18 protein-coding genes and 1 tRNA gene are annotated in these 23,319 nt (G+C 43.7%); all 19 read right to left on the bottom strand.

Features of this window, described 5'->3' with window-relative positions:
* Nucleotides 1–482: 482 nt before the first annotated feature.
* Nucleotides 483–1,340 (bottom strand): tetratricopeptide repeat protein, encoded by an 858-nt coding sequence (locus CWC03_RS14870; protein WP_138582552.1) that lies wholly within the window; start codon nt 1,338–1,340, stop codon nt 483–485.
* Nucleotides 1,341–1,418: 78 nt separating this feature from the next.
* Nucleotides 1,419–3,341 (bottom strand): DNA topoisomerase III, encoded by a 1,923-nt coding sequence (locus CWC03_RS14865; protein ID WP_138582551.1) that lies wholly within the window; start codon nt 3,339–3,341, stop codon nt 1,419–1,421.
* 103 nt (nt 3,342–3,444) lie between these two features.
* Nucleotides 3,445–5,559 carry a methyl-accepting chemotaxis protein gene (locus CWC03_RS14860; protein WP_138582550.1) on the bottom strand — a complete coding sequence of 705 codons (2,115 nt, stop codon included), beginning with the start codon at nt 5,557–5,559 and terminating at the stop codon, nt 3,445–3,447.
* 217 nt (nt 5,560–5,776) lie between these two features.
* Complete coding sequence (locus tag CWC03_RS14855; RefSeq protein WP_010370840.1) at nt 5,777–6,103, bottom strand: Na+/H+ antiporter subunit G; 327 nt, start codon at nt 6,101–6,103, stop codon at nt 5,777–5,779.
* Nucleotides 6,104–6,112: 9 nt separating this feature from the next.
* Complete coding sequence (locus CWC03_RS14850) at nt 6,113–6,382, bottom strand: K+/H+ antiporter subunit F (protein ID WP_010370838.1); 270 nt, start codon at nt 6,380–6,382, stop codon at nt 6,113–6,115.
* Nucleotides 6,376–6,912 (bottom strand): Na+/H+ antiporter subunit E, encoded by a 537-nt coding sequence (locus CWC03_RS14845; protein ID WP_138582549.1) that lies wholly within the window; start codon nt 6,910–6,912, stop codon nt 6,376–6,378. The genes CWC03_RS14850 and CWC03_RS14845 overlap by 7 nt, the downstream gene beginning before the upstream one ends.
* A complete protein-coding gene (locus CWC03_RS14840; RefSeq protein ID WP_010370834.1) occupies nt 6,913–8,427 on the bottom strand; it encodes a monovalent cation/H+ antiporter subunit D in 1,515 nt (504 codons plus the stop codon).
* A complete protein-coding gene (locus tag CWC03_RS14835; protein ID WP_010370832.1) occupies nt 8,424–8,765 on the bottom strand; it encodes a Na+/H+ antiporter subunit C in 342 nt (113 codons plus the stop codon). The genes CWC03_RS14840 and CWC03_RS14835 overlap by 4 nt, the downstream gene beginning before the upstream one ends.
* Complete coding sequence (locus CWC03_RS14830; protein WP_138582548.1) at nt 8,765–11,557, bottom strand: monovalent cation/H+ antiporter subunit A; 2,793 nt, start codon at nt 11,555–11,557, stop codon at nt 8,765–8,767. The genes CWC03_RS14835 and CWC03_RS14830 overlap by 1 nt, the downstream gene beginning before the upstream one ends.
* Before the next feature lie 202 nt (nt 11,558–11,759).
* Entirely contained in the window at nt 11,760–12,887 is a 1,128-nt protein-coding gene (locus tag CWC03_RS14825) for a hypothetical protein (RefSeq protein WP_138582547.1), read from the bottom strand.
* Nucleotides 12,865–13,752, bottom strand: coding sequence for a lipoprotein NlpI (gene nlpI, locus CWC03_RS14820; RefSeq protein WP_128725529.1), 888 nt, complete (start codon nt 13,750–13,752; stop codon nt 12,865–12,867). Before nlpI ends, CWC03_RS14825 begins: the two co-directional genes overlap by 23 nt.
* Nucleotides 13,753–13,961: 209 nt before the next feature.
* Nucleotides 13,962–16,088 (bottom strand): polyribonucleotide nucleotidyltransferase, encoded by a 2,127-nt coding sequence (gene pnp / locus CWC03_RS14815; RefSeq protein ID WP_138582546.1) that lies wholly within the window; start codon nt 16,086–16,088, stop codon nt 13,962–13,964.
* Between the two features lie 223 nt (nt 16,089–16,311).
* Nucleotides 16,312–16,581, bottom strand: a complete 270-nt coding sequence (gene rpsO, locus CWC03_RS14810; protein ID WP_010370825.1) for a 30S ribosomal protein S15 — start codon at nt 16,579–16,581, stop codon at nt 16,312–16,314.
* A gap of 105 nt (nt 16,582–16,686) precedes the next feature.
* On the bottom strand, nt 16,687–17,634 hold the full coding sequence (gene truB / locus CWC03_RS14805; protein ID WP_138582545.1) for a tRNA pseudouridine(55) synthase TruB: 948 nt from the start codon (nt 17,632–17,634) through the stop codon (nt 16,687–16,689).
* Nucleotides 17,634–18,038, bottom strand: coding sequence for a 30S ribosome-binding factor RbfA (gene rbfA, locus CWC03_RS14800; protein ID WP_128725526.1), 405 nt, complete (start codon nt 18,036–18,038; stop codon nt 17,634–17,636). The genes truB and rbfA overlap by 1 nt, the downstream gene beginning before the upstream one ends.
* 82 nt (nt 18,039–18,120) lie before the next feature.
* The gene (gene infB / locus CWC03_RS14795; protein WP_138582544.1) at nt 18,121–20,808 is read right to left on the bottom strand and encodes a translation initiation factor IF-2; all 2,688 of its coding nucleotides are present in this window, start codon (nt 20,806–20,808) and stop codon (nt 18,121–18,123) included.
* A gap of 25 nt (nt 20,809–20,833) precedes the next feature.
* Complete coding sequence (nusA, locus tag CWC03_RS14790; protein WP_138582543.1) at nt 20,834–22,333, bottom strand: transcription termination factor NusA; 1,500 nt, start codon at nt 22,331–22,333, stop codon at nt 20,834–20,836.
* A 39-nt stretch (nt 22,334–22,372) separates the two neighbouring features.
* Complete coding sequence (gene rimP, locus CWC03_RS14785) at nt 22,373–22,828, bottom strand: ribosome maturation factor RimP (protein ID WP_138582542.1); 456 nt, start codon at nt 22,826–22,828, stop codon at nt 22,373–22,375.
* Between the two features lie 272 nt (nt 22,829–23,100).
* Nucleotides 23,101–23,177 (bottom strand) — tRNA-Met (locus CWC03_RS14780).
* Nucleotides 23,178–23,319 lie beyond the last annotated feature (142 nt).

Below are 23,319 nucleotides of genomic sequence, written 5' to 3'. Positions count from 1 at the left end.
AGCGAACTAGTATCTGCTGTTAGAACTCAATCTGTACGTGTGCCCACACTGATGATTGCTTCATATTTTTAAAGAACGTTTCGAAACATTTCGTTGTTTCGAGGGATGTGCATTCTAAGCATTCCCAATTTTTTGTCAACACTTAGTTTTGAATTTCTTTAGCAGAAGTTTCGAACCTAAGTTTTACTTGACGCTAACTCGTTGCTGCTTTGCTTTTCAGCGCTGCTCCCCGTGTCAGTGGATGCGCATTATAGGGAGATCCGATTTTAGTGCAACCCTTTTTTCATTAAAACTTATAAAAAAGGTTTGTTCGAACAGAAAACACACAAAACCGCTTAAAATCCACATTAATGCAATATTTTCTTCATAAAACTGTCACCAGTTTCCGCGAAGGGATCATAAGTATTGATCAAATTTGGGAGGATGCAAGATACAGTTGAAGAAATTTTCACCTGTATCTTGGTATTCAACTATCTATTCTTTTAGTAAAGAAGACTATATAGCTTTCGTCGATATGCTGAAGCAACACTATCGCCATCAGGCAGCGAAGCGATAATCTCTAAAAATCCCTTTTTGGCTTCACCGTAGTTCATGTCTTTCTTAAGCACCATAAATAGGCTTGCCAATGCTTCTTCTTTTTTACCCACATCTAACTGAGCTTGAGCTAACTGACAACGTAAGTCTAATGAATCAGGCTCAGCTTCCACCGCTTGCTCTAGACGCTTTACCTCTGGTGAATCTTGTGCAGCCGCAGCTTGCGCCAATTTAGCGACTAAGTTGTGGTAATACGGGTCTCGCTGTTCTTCATTTACAGAATCTAATAACGCTTGAGCTTCATCAAATTTTTGAATTTGCATACAGATATCCGCAAACACCAACTTAACCCGAGTATTACTACTGTCAATGTCGTATGCCTTCTTCGCATAACTAAAGGCATTATTTAGGTCGCCGCTTGCGAGGAACTGCTTAGCTTGATCAAGTAAAATAACTTCAGGTGATGGTAAATGCTCAGACAAAGCTTCTTTAATTTCTTCTTCTGTTTTTACCCCTGCCAGCATATCTACTGGCGCACCACCTTTTAAAATCACAATCGTTGGCAAAGCTTGTAAACCAATTTGCTGAGCGAGTTGAGATGCCAGCGCTTGTTGGACATCACAATCAATAACGCCTACGGTTATATGCTCACTATAAGCTGCCGCTATCCTCTCCAATATTTGGTCTTGCTGAACACATTCAGGATTTTGATTGCTATAAAAGGTTAGTAATAACACTTTCTCTGGATTTGGATCGGTTATTACTTGCTGAATGTTTTCAGGGGTTAGTTGGATTTTATTGCTCATATTCTATTTTCTGTCTGAGTAATTAATATGGTTGATATAGTGACACTATCTGAATTTACAACCAAGCCAAGAAAACAATTATGCAGAGCTTGGCTTTCTCTTTCGGGTAAATTTCCCCTTTCTTGCCCCACGTTTTTTAAATGCAGTTACAGGAACACCTTTCAGTGCATTCGTATTGATAGACTGAGCGCTGTCAATAAACCCACCTAACTCATCACAAAGCGGTTGCATAAATTGATTATACGACGTTTCCTTATTGGCGATCTTTCCAAGCAATGACTCCCAGAGCGCAGTTCTGTCTGGCAATGATAGTGACTCAGGTAGGGTTTGAATAAATGCCTTTCCCAGCCCAGTAGAATATATCGTCTTACCTTCTCGTCTAAGAAACTGCCGTCTAAACAAAAGCTCAATAATTCCAGCCCGCGTCGCCTCAGTGCCAAGCCCGTCAGTGTCTTTCAATACCTTTTTGATAGATTGATCGGAAACAAACCGTGCAATACCTGTCATCGCACCTAATAAGGTGGCTTCAGTGTAATGCTTTGGCGGCTGAGTTTGTTTTTCTTTAACTTCACCTTTCTCGCATAAAAGTTGCTCTCCCACCCGTAACTCCGGCAATAGGCTTTCTTTTTCTACCTCATGACCTTTAAACAGTATCTTGAACCCTTGCTCTGTTATTTGCTTCGCTTGTGCTTTGAATTGACCACCACTAATCTCCAACTCCACTTTAGTTTCATTGTAGCGGTAAGGATGAAAGAATTGCGCAAGGTACTGTACAGAGATAAGTTGATAGACCTGCAATTCTCTATGCCCAAGCTGAGCACTGCGAAGCTTTTTAGTGGTTGGAATGATGGCGTGATGCGCTTCTACCTTTTTATCATTCCAACACGCTCCTTTTAGATTCATATCAGCTAACTTAATAAACTTACTGTCTATTCCCTGATTGTGCTTAGCAGCAGCAATGACTTTCTCTCTTTCAACAAAATGTTCTTGTGGTAGATAACGGTTATCTGATCTAGGGTAAGTGATCAGTTTATGTTTCTCATAAAGTGCCTGACAAATATCCAACACTTGCTGAGCCGATAAACCGTAGCGCTTATTTGCGTCAATCTGCAAAGAAGAAAGGTTATAGGGTAGCGGCGGATTTATCTTTTTTGGTTTCGTTTCAACCTTAGTTATTGTTGCTTGCTTTTGACTGATCCGGTCCGCAACATTTTCAGCTAAGGCTTTAACCAGAACACGCCCATCTTCGTCCATATAGGGCTTACATGCTTCACTTGGTACCCACTTAGCTTCAAAAACTCCCCAATGTGGTTTATTGATGTGTGCAATCACCTCATAAAATGGTTTAGATACAAAGTTCTCTATTTCTAAATCCCTTCTAACAACCAAGCCAAGTACGGGAGTTTGCACTCTACCAACCGACAAAACTGTATTCACTCCCGCTTTTTGCCCTGCCAACGTAAATGCTCTGGTTAAATTCATACCAAAAAGCCAATCCGCTCTAGCCCTTGCAAGCGCAGATACACTTAAAGGAACAAATTCTTGATTAGGCCGTGTCGAAGCCAATGCCTTTTTCACAGCTTGCGGGTTCAAATCACTGATCAACAAGCGTCGGATCGTTGCTCTTTTTCGGTCTGACAAGTTTACGAATTGAAATACTTCGTCCACGAGCAATTGCCCTTCTCTATCAGGATCTCCAGCATGGTAGATTTCATCAGCTTTTGTGAGTAACTTTTTTAAAGTGCTAAGCTGCTTTTTTGTTTTTGGCTTAGCTTTGAACTGCCACTGAGTAGGCACGATTGGTAAATCTTGAAACTGCCATTTTTTGTATTTGGCGTCGTAGTCTTCAGGTTCTGCTTGTTCCAACAGGTGACCTATACACCAAGAAACCACATCGCCATTCGCAACTTCTATATAACCATCTTGTTTTTTATGTGGTTTTGGCAAGACATCGGCGATTGCTCGACCTAAAGAGGGTTTTTCTGCGATATAGAGTTTCATAGTTAGCTTAACTGTATATAGATACAGTTATCATAGTGAATTTTGACGAAAAACGCCATAGCTGCAAAGAGACTGTCTCCAGTCTCTTTGCAAACCAGCAAACTTACGTTCTTAATAAATTAAGTTGCTTATGCTTTTGTTCGACTATCTGCGTCATAGAACTGGCCGCTTGCTCAACCTCATCTGCGAACTTCGAAAGCTCAGCAGCAGCATCTGAAATGCCCGTCGTATTTGTATTAATTTCTTCGGTCACCATACTTTGCTCTTCCGCCGCCGTAGCAATTTGTGTTACTTCATTAGAAATGCTTGTCAACTCAGCAACTAGCGTGCTCATTAACCTAGCCGATTCTTGGCAATAACTCACTGCATCTTCGCCCAGCTGTACAGAGCTCTCAATGATCCGGCCTGAGTTAGCGACTTCACTTTGTAGGTTGTCTATTAGTTTACTAATGTCGTCCGTCGAGGCCTGTGTTTTTGACGCCAAAGCTCGAACTTCGTCTGCAACAACCGCAAAACCACGTCCTTGCTCTCCCGCCCTTGCCGCTTCAATTGCCGCGTTTAAGGCCAGTAAGTTAGTTTGTTCTGCAATGGCTCTGATCACTTCTAGTATTTTAGAAATATCATCACTGCGTTCTGATACCTTCACCACAGCTTGTTTTGCATCAATGACTTGATCCGCCATTGATTGCACCGTTTCGGTTGTTTTAATGATGCTTTGTTCGCTTTGCTGAACTTGATCAGCGGCTTGATTCGTACTTGCAGCCGCTTTTTCCGACGCCCGAGCCACCTCGGAGGCCGTCGCACTGAGCTCGTTAATTGCGGTTACTACGCTGTCTATCTCTAAATGCTGATTGGCAACTTTGTTTTTGATGTTAATTGCGGCTTCAGTTGTTCGATGTGACTGCTCGTAGGAAGATTCAGCAAGACCTTTGAGATCATCAATCATCTTGCGCAGTTTATCAGTAAAGCGATTAAAGCCATGTGCCAAGGCAATTAACTCTGCATGATGACTCACTTCTAGCTCATGTGTTAAATCACCTTCGCTAGACGCTAAGTTCTCGACTCGTTCCTGAATATGCGTAAGCGGGCCGATAATTGTGTTCACTAATACTACCGCAATGGCAATGCCTATAACCGCAATAACAACTCCAATGGTAAGCATCCAACGACCAACAGAGTCTGTCGACTCCTCAAGTTGACTTTGCAGGGTGGTTGCAGAGCTAAGTGCAATTGCCTTAGGAAGCTCAATTACAAGAGACCAAGTGGTGTTTGGTAACGCAATTTTAATCGGTACAGCTACAACTAAATCCTCACCAAGCTCTTTAATCCCAGAGCCTGTGTGCAGCGATTTTAACACCTCAGCCCGATCTGATTTTGTCGACTCTGCAAGTGGGCGTGCTAAACTCTTGTAGTGACTAGAACCCACAACAAGACCCAGCTCACTTAACAAGGTTACTTTAGCGGCTCCTGAGTAAAGCGAGTTTGAGAGCTCGTCGACCATAGTTTGGAAAATAGGCAAATTTACATCCACGCCCACCAAACCTCTAAATTGACGATTGACCACGACAGGAGTGGTCAATGAAGTCATCAACATTTGGTTGCCCGGAGAAATTTCATATAAATAGGGCTCCATGATACAAGGCGCTACTTTATCTTTTGCGCACAAATACCACTCGGCTTCTCGTAGACCAAACTCATTGATTGCATCGGCATATTTTTCTTCTGCCGACTCAACTTTTTGTTGCATCGGACCATCGGCTTCTTGAGTAAAGTAGAGCTCTAAGGTACCGGCGCCCGGCACGGAGTGACTCGAACCACTTTGATTGCTGACATCATTGCCATCGTAACCATTCGGTTCAAACTGTGCATACATAGAAGATACAAAGCGATTTTGCTTCAGCGCACCATAAACAATCTCTTGTACTTGTTCACGGCTCAGAGGATCCTGCTTGGCGGTATGAGATAGCACACCAGCCAAAGTGTAAGGAACACGATAGGCTTCATTAATAAAACCAGCCACGCGTTGCCCATATTGATTACCTTTAGCAATAAGGCCTTGGGATATTTCATCATAAATCGCTTGTTGGACCCCTTCACTTTGCTTGGTATTTTCTGCTGCAAGGTGAAACCACATTGTTGTCACTAATATAATAACCAAACTCGTTACTAATGCTGTTACAAAGAGTAAGAGTTTGTTTTTAATCGAAGCTTGTTTCATAACATTCCCAGTATTTAGACTTAGTATGCAAACAAATTGCACTACACGTTCATCATCAACTTGATAAAACGAGTGACCCCTATTTTTATCGGCAACTATGAAGCCTTTTTTAACTGTAGCAAAAAAATTAATAACGTACTGAAATTTATGGTGCTTAGGAGGAAAATTTTGAGGAATAAATTATAAAGCGATAGATAAAGAAAATAGCGCCGAAGCACTATTTTTTTATCTTATCTTTGCCAGTCGTCTTTTCATTACTTGGCAAACGGTGATGTATTGCTGACTTAATCAGCATATACCCAGAAATGGGGGCTGTGAGCAGCAAAAATATCGAAATCAATATTTCCTTCACACTTACGCCGTCAGTTGTAGTACTGAAATACACCATTGCTGAGGTCAATAGGCAGGCCATTCCAAGCGTTGTCGCTTTTGTAGGACCGTGGAGACGCATAAAAAAGTCAGGCATTTTCACAAGGCCAATAGAGCCTATCAATACAAACGCACCACCTAACAGTAATAAAATCGAAATTATCCATTCTGACATATCGCTCTCCTACTCTATGATGTCGCCGCGTAGCAAATACTTACATACCGCAACCGTACTTACAAAGCCGAGCATTGCTATTAATAATGCAGCTTCAAAGTATAATGCTGTCCCCATACTCATTCCGTATAGAATAATAAGCGCAATGGTATTTATGTACATGGTATCCAACGCTAAAATTCTATCAGGAATTGAAGGCCCGACAACTAAACGCCAAAGGTTTAACAAAAGTGATACACCTATCATCGCAAAGACAATCAGAATTACAGTTTCTAACATTCAAAAATCTCCTTCAATGGCGCTTCATAACGAGATTTAATAGTCTCAATCAATGCTTTCTCATCCGTAAGATCTAACACATGGATCAGTAAGTATTTACGTTCTGGTTTTTCGCCACTTTTTACAGACTCGGGCCAAGGGTATACCTCGGCACTTACGGTACCAGGAGTTAACGATACCGTGCTGGCTAAAATAGTAATTGGCATAGCTTGATCTATATCGAGCGGCACCAACACAAAACCGGGGCGTAATTTTTTCGTAGGTCCTAAGATCTTTATCGCCACCTCAACGTTGGCGGTAATAATATCGTAAAGCACCAACAGCAAATGAGTAAACGCACGCCATGGCTTAATGATCAGTGGTTGCTTAGTTCTAAACCGATAGGTAATCAGCGGGATCACAATCGCTAGAATAGTCGCGAGAATAATATGCCCAGCTGACACACTATTATTCAGCAATAACCACACAGTAAATAGCAGTAAGCTGCGAAATGGAGTTGGTAGCCATTTAAACCTTGCTTCTAAACGCATCTATTTCGCTCCTTTTAACACAGCATTCGTCATGCTAGAAAAGTCGTGTAAAGAGTCGGCTGCCGACAATGCGTAATCAGTCAATGGACCAGCAAAAATCACCATTAACGGCGCACAAGTTATCAAAGTAAGAATTGCGATAATTTGAGCAGGATGCGCTTTTTCTGCCGATTGTGTATCGACTTTACCCGTATGATGCCAAAACACAGTGCTACCTGCTTTTGAGACACTGACTAATACCGCTAAGCTTACTAGTAAATACACCGCCCAAAACCAGTATGTGTGGCTCGACTCGATGGTCGACTTTAAGATCCATACTTTGCCAATAAAGCCTGATAGCGGCGGCATACCAATCACAGTGATTGCCGCAATCGCAAACATGATGCCAAGTAACATAGGTTGAACTACTGGGCGACCCGCGGTGATCCTGTCAGCAACTTTACCCCTTTGTTTCCCCACTAAATCAGCAAGTAAGAACAAAGCAGCAGACACTAATGTCGAGTGCACTAAATAGTAAATGGCTGCAGCGCTGCTATTTACCGTTTGTACGGCGACTAATGCCACTAAGGTACCGACCGACACCACCACTAAATTTGCAGACAACTTACGCAAATCTTGACTAGCAAGCACACCAATTCCACCCATGACGATAGTCGCTAGTGCAAGCCACCATAGCCATTCTTGTGCCATATGACTTAATTCACCAGCTTGGTCACCAAAAATCAGCGTATAAACCCGCATCATGGAATACACACCCACTTTAGTCATGATTGCAAATAAAGCAGCAACAACAGGTAACGCGGTTGCATAGGTGTTTGGTAGCCAAAGGTGAAGCGGTAGCAAGGCACCTTTTAGTGCAAATACAACCAATAATAACAAGCCACCAATCTTAGCAAGATAAACATCGTCTCCTTGTAAGAAGGTGATCTTATACGCCATATCCGCCATGTTTAGAGTACCAAGCACACCATACAAGATACCTAATGCAATCAAAAATACCGACGAACCCACTAGGTTTAGGATCACATATTGCAGTGACGCACGGGTATTATGCTTATCACCACCATGCATTAACAGCGCATAAGATGCTATCAACAAAATCTCAAAGAATACAAATAGGTTGAACGCGTCACCAGTTAAAAAGGCACCGTTTACCCCCATCACCAAGAAGTGCAGTAGCGGATGGAAGAAGCTTCCTCGTTCGTCATCTCCAGCACAACTATACAGCGAGCACACAAAACACAACAAAGCGGTTAAGCTGACTAACAGAGTAGAAAGTTGGTCAGCAACTAGCACAATGCCAAACGGTGCTTGCCAGTTACCAATCGCATAAACTTGAATGCCAGACTGCTGAACATGTAGTAACAGTGAGGCACAAACTGCAAACGTAATCAGCGACATAAGTACAGAGACTTTACGCCTAATCGCTAGGTTTTTCCCGCACGGTGGCATCAGCAGGATCACCCCTGCCAACATAGGTAATAAAATAGGCAAAGAAGTCAAATGTTGGATCATGCTTTACCCTTTTTGTCAGGAACAATGCCATTTACATGGTCGTTACCCAAATCTGAACGACCGCGGATAGCTAATATCACAACAAATGCCGTCATCGCGAATCCGATAACAATAGCCGTCAATACCAAAGCTTGCGGCAGTGGATCTGCATATTCACTGCTATAACCGAGCACGGCAGCTTTGTTTAAGGTCAATCTACCCGATGCGAACAAAAACAAGTTGACCGCATAAGACAACATGGTTAGACCAAGAACAACAGGGAATGTTCTTGCTCGTAGAATCAAAAATACGCCACAGGCTACTAGTAAGCCTACGCACGATGCATAAAGCAATTCCATTAAATATTCACCTCTTCTTTGGGCGCATTTGCCGTTACTTTACCTAGGCTCGCCAAAATCATCAGCGTTGCACCTACCACGGTGATATAAACACCAAGGTCGAATGCAATAGCACTTGCCAACTCAGTTTTACCTACCAATGGGATATCAAAATAATCAAACCACGAGGTTAAGAATGGTTTGCCGAAGAACCAACTACCTACACCAGTTGCCAGAGAAATAGCGATACCCGTTGCGATAATCTTGCGGTAATTGACATCAAAGCGCTCTGCAATCCAATTCGAACCATGGGCAATGTATTGTAAAATAAAGGCTATTGCCGTGATTAGACCTGCGATAAATCCACCACCGGGAAGATTGTGCCCGCGCAAGAAAATATAAACCGAGACTAGCAATGCCAAAGGCAATAAGCTTTGCGAAATACTTGCTAGCAGTAGTGGATATCTCTCTTTCGCCCAAGGTCTTCCTTCACTATCACTACCAGGCATAAATAGTGGTAAGTTAATGAGCAACTTATAAATTCCAAGCGCCGCAATACCCAAAACGGTAATTTCGCCTAACGTATCAAAACCACGGAAATCCACTAAGATAACGTTAACAACATTCGTCCCGCCACCGCCAACTTTGGCATTTGCAATAAAGAACTCAGAAATACTGTCTAGTGGTCTTGTGATTAAGGCGTAACTGATACTTCCGATGATCACACCAATGGCTGAAGCAATACCGATATCACGTAGTACGCGAATAGAACTAGATTCCTTTGGCGTTCTTTGCGGTAAGAAGAATAACGCAAGCATCAACAGAATAATGGTTACTACTTCTACCGTTAACTGAGTAAGCGCCAGATCCGGTGCTGAGAAGCGCGTGAAGGCAACCGACACCATGAGACCAACAACCGAAATCATCAGTAGTGCAACCATACGAGTACGATGCCAGATAACCGTACCAATTGCCCCAATCATTAATAAACCAGCACCAATACCGTTATGCACATCAATTGGCGTCGGCTCTAAGTTACCTACCAACTGTGACATTTCAAACAATGGCCAGCCCGCGCTCACCAGCACTACAATAAACATCAGCATCAGATAACGCTGTAACGAACCATTTTCTATTGCGTTTACACGCGCGCGACTCCAAGACACTATGTTATACATAGTGCGTTCAAACGTTTTCTTAGCGTTCATTGGCGGTAATGAAGCTTGGAATTGGAATAGATATTTGCGCTGAGTATAAATTAATAAACCACCACATACCGCAAGGCCACTCATAAGCAGTGGTAAGTTAAAGCCATGCCAAATAGCAACCTCAAAGGTTGGCGCAGCCTCCCCTAATACCGCACTTGATGCTGTTTTTAACATGCCATCAACGATAAAGTTAGGGAACATGCCTACTATCAAACATAAAGCGACCAAGATTTCGATTGGAAAACGCATATAGCGTGGTGCTTCGTGTGGCTCCTTAGGTAAGTCAATTGGCTCTCCATTGAAGAATACGTCATGAATAAATCGCGCCGAATACGCCACAGAGAATGCACCAGCGATTGTCGCCAAAATTGGAATGAGCCATGACATAGAGCCCAGAAGTTGCTGGTGTAGCGTCTCGGCAAAGAACATTTCTTTAGACAAGAAACCATTGAGTAGCGGCACCCCTGCCATCGCTGAAGCGGCAACCATCGCAAGCGTTGCGGTATAGGGCATAAAACGCCACATACCGTTGAGCTTACGCATATCACGAGTGCCCGTTTCATGGTCGATGATCCCCGTCGCCATAAATAAAGAGGCCTTAAACGTTGCGTGGTTAATAATATGGAAAACCGCCGCAACTGTCGCAAGTTCAGTGTCCAGACCAAGTAATAAAGTAATAAGGCCTAAATGACTGATCGTTGAAAACGCCAGAAGGCCTTTTAGATCATGTTTAAATAACGCAATATAGGCACCAACGAGCAGCGTTGCTAAGCCAGTTAAACCTACGAGGATAAACCACAGCTCTGTACCCGCTAGCGCAGGATAAAAGCGTGCTAGTAAGAATATCCCAGCTTTCACCATAGTCGCAGAATGCAAGTACGCACTCACAGGCGTTGGTGCAGCCATCGCGTGCGGTAACCAGAAATGGAATGGGAATTGCGCAGATTTGGTAAATGCGCCTAGTAGCACAAGGATTAACGCCACTTCATATAATGCATGAGATTGAATAAGCTCACGACTCGATAAAATCACATCGAGGTTATAACTGCCAACAATATCTCCTATCAACATCAAGCCAGCGAGCAGTGCTAAGCCGCCACCGCCTGTGATAGCAAGTGCCATTTTCGCCCCTTTGCGGGCCTCTGACTTATGCCACCAATAGCTAATAAGTAAAAATGAACTAATGCTGGTAAGCTCCCAGAATAACCACAGCTGTAATACGTTATTAGACATAACGATACCAAGCATAGCGGTCATAAAGAGCATTAAGTAGGCATAAAGTTTAGGCATGGAATCATTAGGGCTAAGGTAATATCTGGCATAGAAGATAACCAACATACCAATGCCCAAGATCATGAAAACGAACAGTAACGCAAGACCATCCAGCCTAAACGCGATGTTAATATCTAGAAGCGGGACCCATTCAAATGTGTACCGAATAGTCTCTCCTGCAAAAACGGCAGGGGCGAGATCAACAGCAAGTAAAATTGCCACTGCTGGCGCTACTAAGGTTATAGCAGTCGACTGATTACGGGAAAGCTTTCCCGTAAATGCAGAGATAAAACTGCCAATTAAGGATAGCAAGGGTATCCAAAATAAAGTCATAGATGAAACCTTTTATTTGCGTCGTTATGGCTCGTTTAGATTAATGCGACAATCCCCCTTCCAATTGGAGCGATCGGTACACATTAACCACACGTACATGAACCCTGTTATACTTGATTAGTGTTTGAGTTGTCTAGAGTTTCACTTTCTAGCTGATGCTATTTTAGCCAACCTTAACAAACTATTCAGAATAAGTTCAAAACTATTCAGCTGAATTAACCGCTATTTTATCTTCTAAACGTCTTGAATTCAGTACAGTTAACCATCTTTTACGGTAATTTTCATCTAACTTAATTGATTGATATTCCAGCAAAGAGTGACTGTTTGAGGGTTTATATGAGGGAAGTTTACCTAACTCACAGGTGCGACTCGGCGCCCAATTGTTCGGTGCTTGGTCACCAACGTAAAGATTTGGTGCCTTTTGTCCTGAAGTCGCGCAAAGCCATTTTGCTTTTTTAGCTGGTATTGGGTATTCATCTTCAAAGCCACTAAAATGCATAAGCTCATGTATCAGCGTATTGTAAGTGCTAGTGGCGCTCAAAGTCATGTGCTTGCCGCTGACATTAGCAAGCCCTTCCGCCGCCATGAATATGAGGTGATCATATTTCGACAAGCCCTGCTCGTGTTGTAAGTCGCATACAGCAAAGCCTCTTTGCGTCTTACAACTGAGTTTATTCGCCGCATATATCGGCGTAGATAAGCAATATGTGCCTTTGGCTGGTTCTGGCTGTCGCTCATAGGCATTCTTAAGCGCTTGCAAATGCTGCAAACCATCTAAATCACTGGCAATTAGTGCAAGATTAAACTGACAAGACGCACCTAAATGCTGACGCTCTGAGAGAGTATAAAACTGTCCTAAGTAAGGATTATTCAAAAATGTCGTTACAGCCTTTCCTTGCCACACCGCGAGCAATGAAGTGAGTTCTGAGTTTAACGCGTAACGCTTTGAAAGTGCATAAAGCAAATGATAATAGCCAAGTGATATTAACTGCTCGGACACTTGCTGGCGCTGTTGACGATTTAAACGGGGCCAAGCATCAAGTAAAAGCAGCTTAGTGCTACTTTCCTCTTGAGCACTCAAACTACGCTGTAAGCGTTCAAACTCCCATTTTGGTTGCTGTAAGCCTGCAATGGCTTTTACTAATTGTGCACTTGCTTGTGAGGGTAACACCTCAAGCTCTGGTGCAATGGCAAAATAGCTATTTGGATTAGCGACGACAAGTGCTGATTTTTGAGCGATAGAGAGATGTGCATAATTAGGGCTGCTTGAAATCAGCAGCCCTATAAGCATAAAAATAAACAGGTGTTTAGCTCGCGTCTTGTTCGTCATTCAACTGGGCAAGTAAATCAAGCTCAAGACGCGCGTATTTATGTTCTACAAACTCATATACATTAGTTGCCAGCGCGAGCTTAAAATAGCTAATCGCAGAAGCTAAATCGCCTTGAACCTGATACCGCTTAGCCAGATAAAAATAGGCTTCACAAAGACGCTGCGCGTATTCTTCTTGGGTGCTCACCCCCTCAGAGATCTGTGCTAGAAACTCTTCTTCGGATAGTGTGCCCAAATACAGTGCAACTAGTTGAGAGGACCACTCTTCAGGATCTAAAGCTTGACTATTTGCCGCTAGTGTTTGTTTAGCAAGTACACCGTCTACTTGCTGCTGAGCAATATACAGCCACATGGCGCGGTACGCATCTTTTGGAGCGCGCGCCAAAAAGGCTTCAAAATCTTTTACAGCTAAATCAGCTCGCTCGCCGTAATACAATGCGATGCCACGATTTAAATAGGCATATTCATGTTGCTCGTCAAGCTCTAGAACGGCATCAAACATTTCATATGCCCGGCCATAGTTTTGCTCTAACGTTTGATGAATACCAAGAAAGTTATAAACTTCCGCGAGATCTGGTTTAATTTTTACGGCACGATTGAAATCAATGCGAGCAAGAGTTTGTAAGCCAATGCTATCGTACAACATGCCACGATTGTATAGCAGCTGTGCGCGTTGTTCATTTGCCATATCGGGCTGCAAGAGTAACTCGTTAAATCGAGCAATGGCAATCTCATTACGGAAATTGGCTTGAAGTGGTACTGCAAGCGGAACATTTACAATGTTTTTAGTGGCCTCTGGCTGCGTGCTTTTACATCCTACCAGCCCCATTAGCACTAATGGCACAACTATTTTCGCTAACTTCATTTCCTTCCTCATTCAATGGCATTTGCCCGTTTAGCGTCTTTGCACAGGTATACCAACAATCTGATTATTTACTAAAACTTTGCCTAGTTCTCTATTGACCAGATAAACTCAGTTTTGTTTCATCATTTTGAGTCAAACAGCATTAAAGCATAAAAAAAGGGGCTATTCAGCCCCTTTACACTTCTATTCTATGCAAAGCCTTGCAGAGATTACTCAGCACCCTCTTCTTTAGGCTGCTCAGCTTTTTTCTCTAAAGCTTCTTTGATACTTAAGCGAACACGGCCTTGGCGGTCAACTTCAAGTACTTTAACTTTAACTTCTTGACCAACAGACAGGTGATCTGAAACGTTATTTACGCGCTCTTCACTGATTTGTGAGATGTGCACCAGGCCATCTTTACCCGGAAGTACGTTTACAAACGCACCGAAGTCTACGATACGGATAACTTTACCAGTGTAAAGCGTACCAACTTCAAGCTCTGCTGTAAGCGCTTCGATACGTGAAATAGCAGCTTGTGCACTATTACCATTCGTTGCAGCGATCTTGATAGTACCATCGTCTTCAATTTCAATCGTTGTATCTGTTTCTTCAGTAAGCTGGCGAATTGTTGCACCACCTTTACCGATAACTTCAGCAATCTTCTTCGCAGGGATCTTCATCGTGTAGATACGTGGAGCGAACTCAGATAGCTCTTCAGAAGGCGCAGAAATCGCTTGGTCCATCACACTTAGGATGTGTAGACGCGCTGCTTTCGCTTGGCGAAGCGCGATCTGCATGATTTCTTTGGTGATACCTTCAATCTTGATATCCATTTGTAGTGCAGTTACACCGTTTGCTGTACCCGCTACTTTGAAGTCCATATCACCTAAGTGATCTTCGTCACCAAGGATGTCAGAAAGTACGACGAAATCTTCGCCTTCTTTTACTAGACCCATAGCGATACCAGCAACTGACGCTTTAACTGGAACACCAGCGTTCATTAGCGCAAGTGAAGTACCACATACTGATGCCATTGAAGATGAACCGTTTGATTCAGTGATCTCAGATACTACACGTACTGAATATGGGAATTCAGCCAATGTTGGCATCACTGCCGCAATACCACGCTTCGCTAGATTACCGTGGCCGATTTCACGACGCTTAGGAGACCCTACAAAACCCGTTTCACCTACACAGAATGGAGGGAAGTTATAGTGAAGCATGAAGTGATGCTTGTGAGTACCAGTTAGGTCATCTAGCATCTGCGCGTCACGCTCAGTACCAAGGGTTGCTGTTACAAGTGCCTGAGTTTCACCACGAGTAAAGATTGCAGAACCGTGAGTACGTGGCAGTACACCTGTCATCACGTCTAGTGCACGAACCATGTCTGGTTCACGACCGTCGATACGTTTTTCGCCAGCGATGATGCGGCTACGTACAATTTTCTTCTCAAGTGAGCTGAATTCTTTACCTACCACTTGCTCATCTAGTGACTCGCCTTCAGCAACTTCAGCGCCTAGTTTTTCAATGACTTCTGCTTTTGCTTCAGAGAGTGCTTCTTTACGTGCAACTTTGTCAGTAATGCGGTAAGCATCACCCACTTTTTGCTCTGCAATTGCAGCTACTTTTTCAGCTAGGGTTAAATCTTTTTCAGGTGCAGTCCAATCCCATGCTGCTTTACCAGCTTCAGCGCGGAATTCTTCGATTGCTTTGATGATAGCTTGTGATTGCTCATAACCGTATACAACAGCGCCAAGCATTTCTTCTTCAGTTAACACTTCAGCTTCTGATTCAACCATTAGTACTGCGTTTTCAGTACCTGCAACAACCAAGTCAAGCTTACTTGTCTCTAGCTCTTTAAGAGTTGGGTTTAGTACATATTGACCGTCGATGAAACCAACGCGCGCTGCACCTAGAGGGCCATTGAATGGAATACCTGAGATAGCTAGTGCAGCTGAAGTACCAATCAAAGCAACGATATCAGGTTGGATCTCTGGATTTACAGAAACCACTGTCGCGATAACCTGAACTTCGTTTACGAAGCCGTCTGGGAATAGAGGACGAATTGGACGGTCGATAAGACGAGCTGTTAATGTCTCACCGTCTGAAGGACGACCTTCACGCTTCAAGAAACCACCAGGGATACGACCCGCAGCGTACATTTTTTCTTGGTAGTTAACCGTTAGTGGGAAAAAGTCTTGGCCAGGAGCCGCTTCTCTTCTTCCTACAACAGTCACAAGTACCGAAGTGTCACCAATGCTTGCAAGTACTGCGCCGTCAGCTTGACGTGCGATAGCACCTGTCTCTAGAGTCACCGTGTGTTGACCTAGTTGAAATTCTTTAATAATTGCTTGCACAATATTTTCCTTACTAAATTGTTTTCAACGCCAACAGGGACCAATCACAGTCTTAAATAAACTCACATAATTTATTTAAGCACTACAATTGGAAATCCAATTGACGCTCGTTTAAAAGTATTTTTAAACGGCTGTAAGTATACTGATAGAACAGCCACAAAAAAAGGGGCTAATTAGCCCCTTTTTTACTGTTGGATAAATTTCCAACAAGAAATCAAAAATATTAGCGACGTAGGCCAAGCTCTTTGATTAGTGCAGCATAACGGTCAACGCTCTTGCCTTTTAGGTAGTCAAGAAGGTTACGACGTTGGCTAACTTTACGTAGAAGACCACGACGAGAGTGGAAATCTTGCTTGTGGTTAGCGAAGTGACCTTGTAGCTTGTTGATGTCAGCAGTTAGAAGTGCAACTTGTACTTCTGGTGAACCTGTATCACCTTCTGCACGTGCGAACTTTGCTACAATTTCTGCTTTTTCTTGATTGCTTAGTGACATAATAACTCCAAAATAAGTTTAGTAATGCTTCAGCCGATCACTAATTCAGCCAAAGCGGAAGCTGGCGGATTATACCAGCATAAACTCCCCTTGCATAGGAAGATTTTATTGTGATTCTGGCTGAGCGGAAGATAGCGCGCGTTTAGCTTTCAATAACCCTTGTGGATTACGCTCGCCAATCCCAACAAACTTGCCATCAGCAACCACTTTAACAATACCGTCCGGTAAATTTTCGACGGCAACGGTTTGCCCATGACCAAAAGCAACGCCTTGCTCAGCGCTAATATCAACAACGCTCAAGTCGACCAAAGCGGTATCCATCGGCAACAATAATTCATCGAGATAAGTCGAAGGCGCAACTTCTTCCGCTTTTGCTTTCTCAAGTAACGCTTCTAGTTCGGCTAAGGTAATCATTTTGTCGCTAGGGTAATGACCAACTTCGCTACGGTGTAACATAATGACATGCGCACCACAGCCGAGCTTTTCCCCCAAATCATCGACTATCGTACGAATATAAGTGCCTTTAGAGACATGTACTGTCATTTGAATTTGTTGAGTTTGCTCGTCATATTCGTCTAACGTAATACGATAAACATTAATCTTGCGGCATTTTCGCGGTACTTCAATGCCTTCGCGGGCATATTTGTATAGCGGCTGGCCCTGATATTTGAGCGCCGAATACATCGAAGGGTACTGATCAGACTCCCCCAAGAAACTGGCAATTTCTCGTTTTAGCTGTTCAAGTGTAATGTCCACTGGCCGCGTTTCAACAATCTCACCATCAGAATCTGATGTCGTCGTGCGCTCACCCAGCTGCGCTCTTACCACGTAGGTTTTGTCAGTATCAAGCAAAAACTGGGTAAACTTAGTCGCTTCACCAAAGCAAATTGGCAACATACCTGTTGCCAGCGGATCCAAAGCACCAGTGTGGCCCGCTTTTTGAGCGAAATAAATGCCCTTTGCTTGCTGCAGTGCTTTGTTAGAAGAAATACCTTGCGGTTTATTTAATAACAGAATGCCGTCGATCGCACGGCCTTTGGTGCGACGCGCCATTACTCTTCCTCTTGGTCTTTATCTCCAGACTCAGGACCGCGCTTTGCGTTGTCTTCTCTGATCACAGAGTCAACCAAGTTAGAAATACGCATACCTTCCATTAGGGAGTTATCAATAACAAATTTAAGCTCAGGCATGATACGCGCACGAATACGCTTGCCAAGAAGCGAGCGAATATAACCGGTTGCTTCATTCAGAATAGCCGCACTTTGCTTAGTTTTGTCTTCATCATTGGTATTCAACACAGTAATGAATACTTTTGCATAAGAAAGATCACGTGATACCTCAACAGCTGACACTGTTACCATACCCAATCTTGGATCTTTAATTTCGCGCTGTAGGATCACCGCAATTTCTTTTTGAATTTGCTGTGCTACGCGATCTGTACGAGAAAATTCTCTCATTTTCACCACTTAAAATTTCAAAATCTATGAGATCACAAATGGGGGCTAGTGCCCCCATCTCAAGTATTTTAATAACTTACAATTAAAGCGTACGCTCTACCTGTACAGTTTCAAATACTTCGATTTGGTCACCGACTTTAACGTCGTTGTAGTTCTTAACGCCGATACCACATTCCATACCGCTACGAACTTCAGCAACGTCATCTTTAAAGCGACGCAGTGATTCAAGTTCACCTTCGTAGATAACCACGTTATCACGAAGTACACGGATTGGCGCGCTACGTTTAACCACACCTTCAGTTACCATACAACCTGCAACAGCACCGATCTTAGGCGACTTGAACACGTCACGAACTTCAGCAAGACCAATGATCTCTTGCTTAAATTCTGGTGCAAGCATACCTGTCATTGCTTGTTTTACTTCTTCAATTAGGTTGTAGATAACGCTGTAGTAACGTAAGTCTAGGTTCTCAGCATCAATAACTTTACGGGCAGAAGCATCCGCACGTACGTTAAAGCCAACCATAATAGCGTTAGAAGCCGCTGCAAGGGTTGCATCTGTTTCAGTGATACCACCAACACCAGAACCGACGATCTTCACTTTCACTTCATCTGTAGACAGTTTAGTCAATGAATCAGCGATTGCTTCGATAGAACCTTGAACGTCAGCTTTCAGTACGATGTTCACTTCAGATACGTCGCCTTCAGTCATGTTAGAGAACATGTTCTCAAGCTTCGCTTTCTGCTGACGAGCGAGCTTCACTTCGCGGAACTTACCTTGACGGTATAGTGCCACTTCACGTGCTTTACGTTCATCACGAACTACTGTCGCTTCATCACCAGCAGCTGGTACGCCAGAAAGACCTAAGATCTCTACTGGAATTGAAGGACCCGCTGATTTGATGTCTTTACCGTTTTCGTCTTTCATCGCACGAACACGACCATATTCAAGGCCGCAAAGTACGATATCACCTTGGTTTAGGGTACCTGATTGAACAAGTACAGAAGCGATAGGACCACGACCTTTATCAAGACGAGACTCGATTACCACACCAGACGCCATACCCTCTTTAGAAGCTTGTAATTCTAATAGCTCAGATTGCATTAGGATAGCTTCTAGTAGCTCGTCAATACCAAGACCAGTCTTAGCTGAGATATGAACAAACTGCGTTTCACCGCCCCAGTCTTCTGGGATTACGTCTAGTTGAGCAAGCTCATTCTTAACGCGGTCAGGGTCAATACCCTCTTTATCCATCTTGTTCACGGCAACGATAAGTGGTACTTCGGCCGCTTTGGCGTGCTGTACCGCTTCTTTCGTCTGAGGCATTACACCATCATCTGCAGCAACAACTAGTACAACGATATCGGTTGCTTTCGCACCACGAGCACGCATCGACGTAAACGCCGCGTGTCCAGGAGTATCTAGGAAAGTGACCATGCCACTGTCTGTCTCAACATGGTATGCACCGATATGCTGAGTAATACCACCGGCCTCGCCGTCAGCAACTTTCGCTTTACGAATGTAGTCAAGTGTTGAGGTTTTACCGTGGTCAACGTGACCCATTACTGTCACTACTGGCGCACGTGGCTCAAGAGACCCCTCTTCACTGCGGTCACTTAGCACTTTTTCTTCCAGTTCATTTTCTTTTACTAGAACAACTTTATGACCCATTTCTTCTGCCACTAGCTGCGCAGTTTCTTGATCGATAACTTGGTTAATGGTAACCATGTCACCCATCTTCATCATTGTCTTAACAACTTCTGCGCCTTTAACTGCCATGCGAGAAGCAAGTTCTGCAACAGTGATAGTTTCACTGATACGTACTTCTTGTTTCACTTCTGCCGCTGGCTTTTGAAAACCATGCTGTAACGAAGTTGGTGCTTTTAAGCGGCCTTTCTTGCCTTTCAGCTTCTTCGCATTTGCTTCTGCAGCTTCTTCTTTCGCACTTTGCTTTCTCTTCTTCTTACGACGTGCGCTTTTCTCTTCGCGTGCATCAGACTCATCTTCCGCTTCACGAGCGTAAGTAGAAGTTGTTAGGTGGTGATCAGCATTTTCTTCACGACGAAGACGCTCTTCTTCTTCCGCCTTCCAACGTGCTTCGTTCTCTTCAGCTAGACGACGAGCTTCTTCTGCCTGACGTTCTGCTTCTTCTTCTGCCTTTTTCAGGGCTGCCGCTTCTGCTTCTTGACGCAGACGCTCAGCTTCTTGACGTTCTTTAATTTGTTGCGCGCTATCCACTTCTTTACTCTGCTTATCTTTGGCTTGACGTTCAGCATCCGCTTGTCGCTTCGCCTCTTCTTTAGCTTTGCGCTCGGCTTCCTCGTTGGCCTTGCGTTCCGCTTCTTCGCGCGCGTTGCGCTCAGCTTCTACTTTGGCCTGTTGCTCTGCTTGTTGCTGAGCCATTAACTCTGCTTCTTTGCGCGCAGCTTCCTCTGCAGCTAAGCGTTCTTGCTCTTTTTGCTGCTCGATTGCGCTCTTTTTAACGTAAGTGCGCTTCTTACGGACTTCTACAGATACAGACTTTGCTTTACCAGATGAGTTAACACTTAACGTGCTTTTACTCTTACGCTGTAGAGTCATACGCTCAGGGCCGGTTGAACCAGTGCCACCGTGTTGCTTGCTTAAGTGATCAAGCAACGTCGCCTTTTCGGATTCAGTAACTTGGTCGCCCTCGGCTTTGGTGATCCCTGCATCTTTTAACTGTTGTAGTAATTTATCAACAGTTGTACCAATACTCTCGGCTAGTTTATTAATGCTCACTTCTGCCATACGTGATGTTACCTCCGTTAATAAATTACTCTTCGCTGAACCAGCAAATGTTACGCGCAGCCATGATTAACTCACCAGCTTGCTCTTCTGATAACTCAGAAATTTCAACTAAGTCATCAATACCTTGCTCTGCAAGGTCTTCAAGTGTAACGATACCTTTGCTAGCAAAAACAAAAGCGGTATGACGCTCAAGTCCTTCAAGTGCTAGTAGGTCTTCTGCAGGTTCTGCATTTTCTAGACTTTCTTCATCGCGAAGTGCTTTCGTAGTCAGTGCATCTTTTGCACGGCTACGTAACTCTTCAACGGTTTCTTCGTCTAGACCGTCAATTTCTAAAAATTCAGCTACTGGCACATAAGCCACTTCTTCAAGTGAAGAGAAGCCTTCGTTAATCAGTAGCGTTGCAAAATCATCATCGATATCTAGATTTTCAGTGAATAGATTAACCAATTTATCTGATTCTTCCGAGCTCTTTCGCTCCATCTCTTCCACTGTCATTACGTTTAGTTCCCAACCAGTAAGTTGGCTAGCTAAACGTACGTTTTGACCATTACGACCAATCGCTTGCGCTAGGTTGTCAGCTTCAACAGCAATTTCCATTGTGCGCGTATCTTCATCCATAACGATTGAAGCTACTTCAGCCGGTGCCATAGCGTTGATTACGAACTGTGCAGGGTTATCATCGTAAAGTACGATATCAACACGTTCACCACCAAGCTCTGAAGACACAGCTTGAACACGTGCGCCACGCATACCAACACATGCACCTACAGGGTCGATACGCTTGTCGTTTGATTTTACAGCGATTTTAGCACGAGAACCAGGGTCACGTGCAGCACCTCTAAGCTCAATCATTTCTTCGCCAATTTCCGGAACTTCAATACGGAATAGTTCCATCAACATTTCAGGCTTAGAGCGCGTAACAAATAGCTGTGCACCACGCGCTTCAGGCTTCACTTCATAAAGTAGACCACGTACACGGTCACCTGGACGGAAGCTTTCGCGCGGTAGCATGTCTTCACGGTAAATTACCGCTTCAGCATTGTTACCAAGATCGATAACGATAGCATCACGTGTTGCTTTTTTTACAACACCTGTCACTAGCTCGCCTTTTTGGTCTTTATATGCATCAACAACTAATGCGCGCTCAGCTTCACGTACTTTTTGTACGATTACCTGTTTCGCCATCTGTGTAGTGATACGGTCAAATTTAATTGATTCGATCTGCTCTTCAACGTAATCACCTAACTGAATGTCAGGCTCATCCACTTGCGCCGCTTCAAACGTAATCTCCGCATATGGATTTTCTAGTGAACCGTCTTCTTGTGGTTCAACCGCTTTCCAACGACGAAAAGTATCGTACTCGCCCGTTTTACGGTCGATAGTAACGCGTACTTCGATTTCACCGCCGTGCTTCTTTTTTGTTGCTGTCGCTAGTGCGAACTCTAATGCTTCAAAAATCTTTTCTCTTGGGACCGCTTTTTCATTGGAAACAGCTTCTGCCACCAACAATATTTCTTTTGCCATAGGTAATGCCTCGCTTGCCCTTGTCCTTCGCACTCAAAGTTAGAATTTTGCGATGATATTGGCACGCTCAATGTTGCTCAACATCAAGATAAACTCCTGAGCGTCAACTTTTAACGTGATCATATCGCCATTAACTGCTACTAAGTCGCCTTTAAAGTTACGGCGACCTTCTTGCGGAAGTTTAGTACGCAAACGTACTTCCTCTCCCACTGCTGCTTCATAGTGAGCTTGTTTGAATAATGGTCTGTCAACACCGGGAGAAGATACTTCCAAACTATATTCGTTCGTAATCGGGTCTTCGACATCTAAAATTGCACTAACTTGACGACTCACTTCCGCGCAGTCATCTACATTAATGCCGTTTTCATGATCGATATATACACGAAGTGTAGAATGACGACCAGCTTGCACAAACTCAAGACCGAGTAATTCAAAGCCACACGCAGCAACTGCAGGCTCTAACATTTCAGTCAAATCTTGCTCGAGTTTTGACACAGAACTCCTCCATACAAACAAAAAAAGGGCTAAAAGCCCCAAATCATAGCTGCTTGATCTTGGGCTCAGAATACACTTTGCGCCAGATACAACAACGCCCCGAACCAAGCGGGGCGTCACACGAATAACAAACTGTGTGGCCAAAGGCCGTGCTTGGTTTGCGAGCTATCTCAGCCAAATTAAGTATCAACTTATTAAACAAAAAGCTGATGCTTAAACGCAAAACGCGCATTACAAGGAATGCGCGAAATCAAAGAACTCAATCTTTAACTTGGTTGCGGGAGCCGGATTTGAACCGACGACCTTCGGGTTATGAGCCCGACGAGCTACCAGGCTGCTCCATCCCGCGCCAACACATAAAATTGTTTTACTTCTACTTTTCAAAGAAGTGGCAATCGGATTTGAACCGACGACCTTCGGCACTTTACCAAATCAAGCGCCCGACCATCTATCGAGCAACTCCATTCTACACCGAAACATAAAATTGTTTT

It is taken from the genome of Pseudoalteromonas sp. S2755 (genome assembly GCF_005886535.1).
In the GTDB taxonomy this organism is placed as follows: Bacteria; Pseudomonadota; Gammaproteobacteria; order Enterobacterales; family Alteromonadaceae; genus Pseudoalteromonas.
This window is presented reverse-complemented; position numbering and strand designations above follow the sequence as displayed.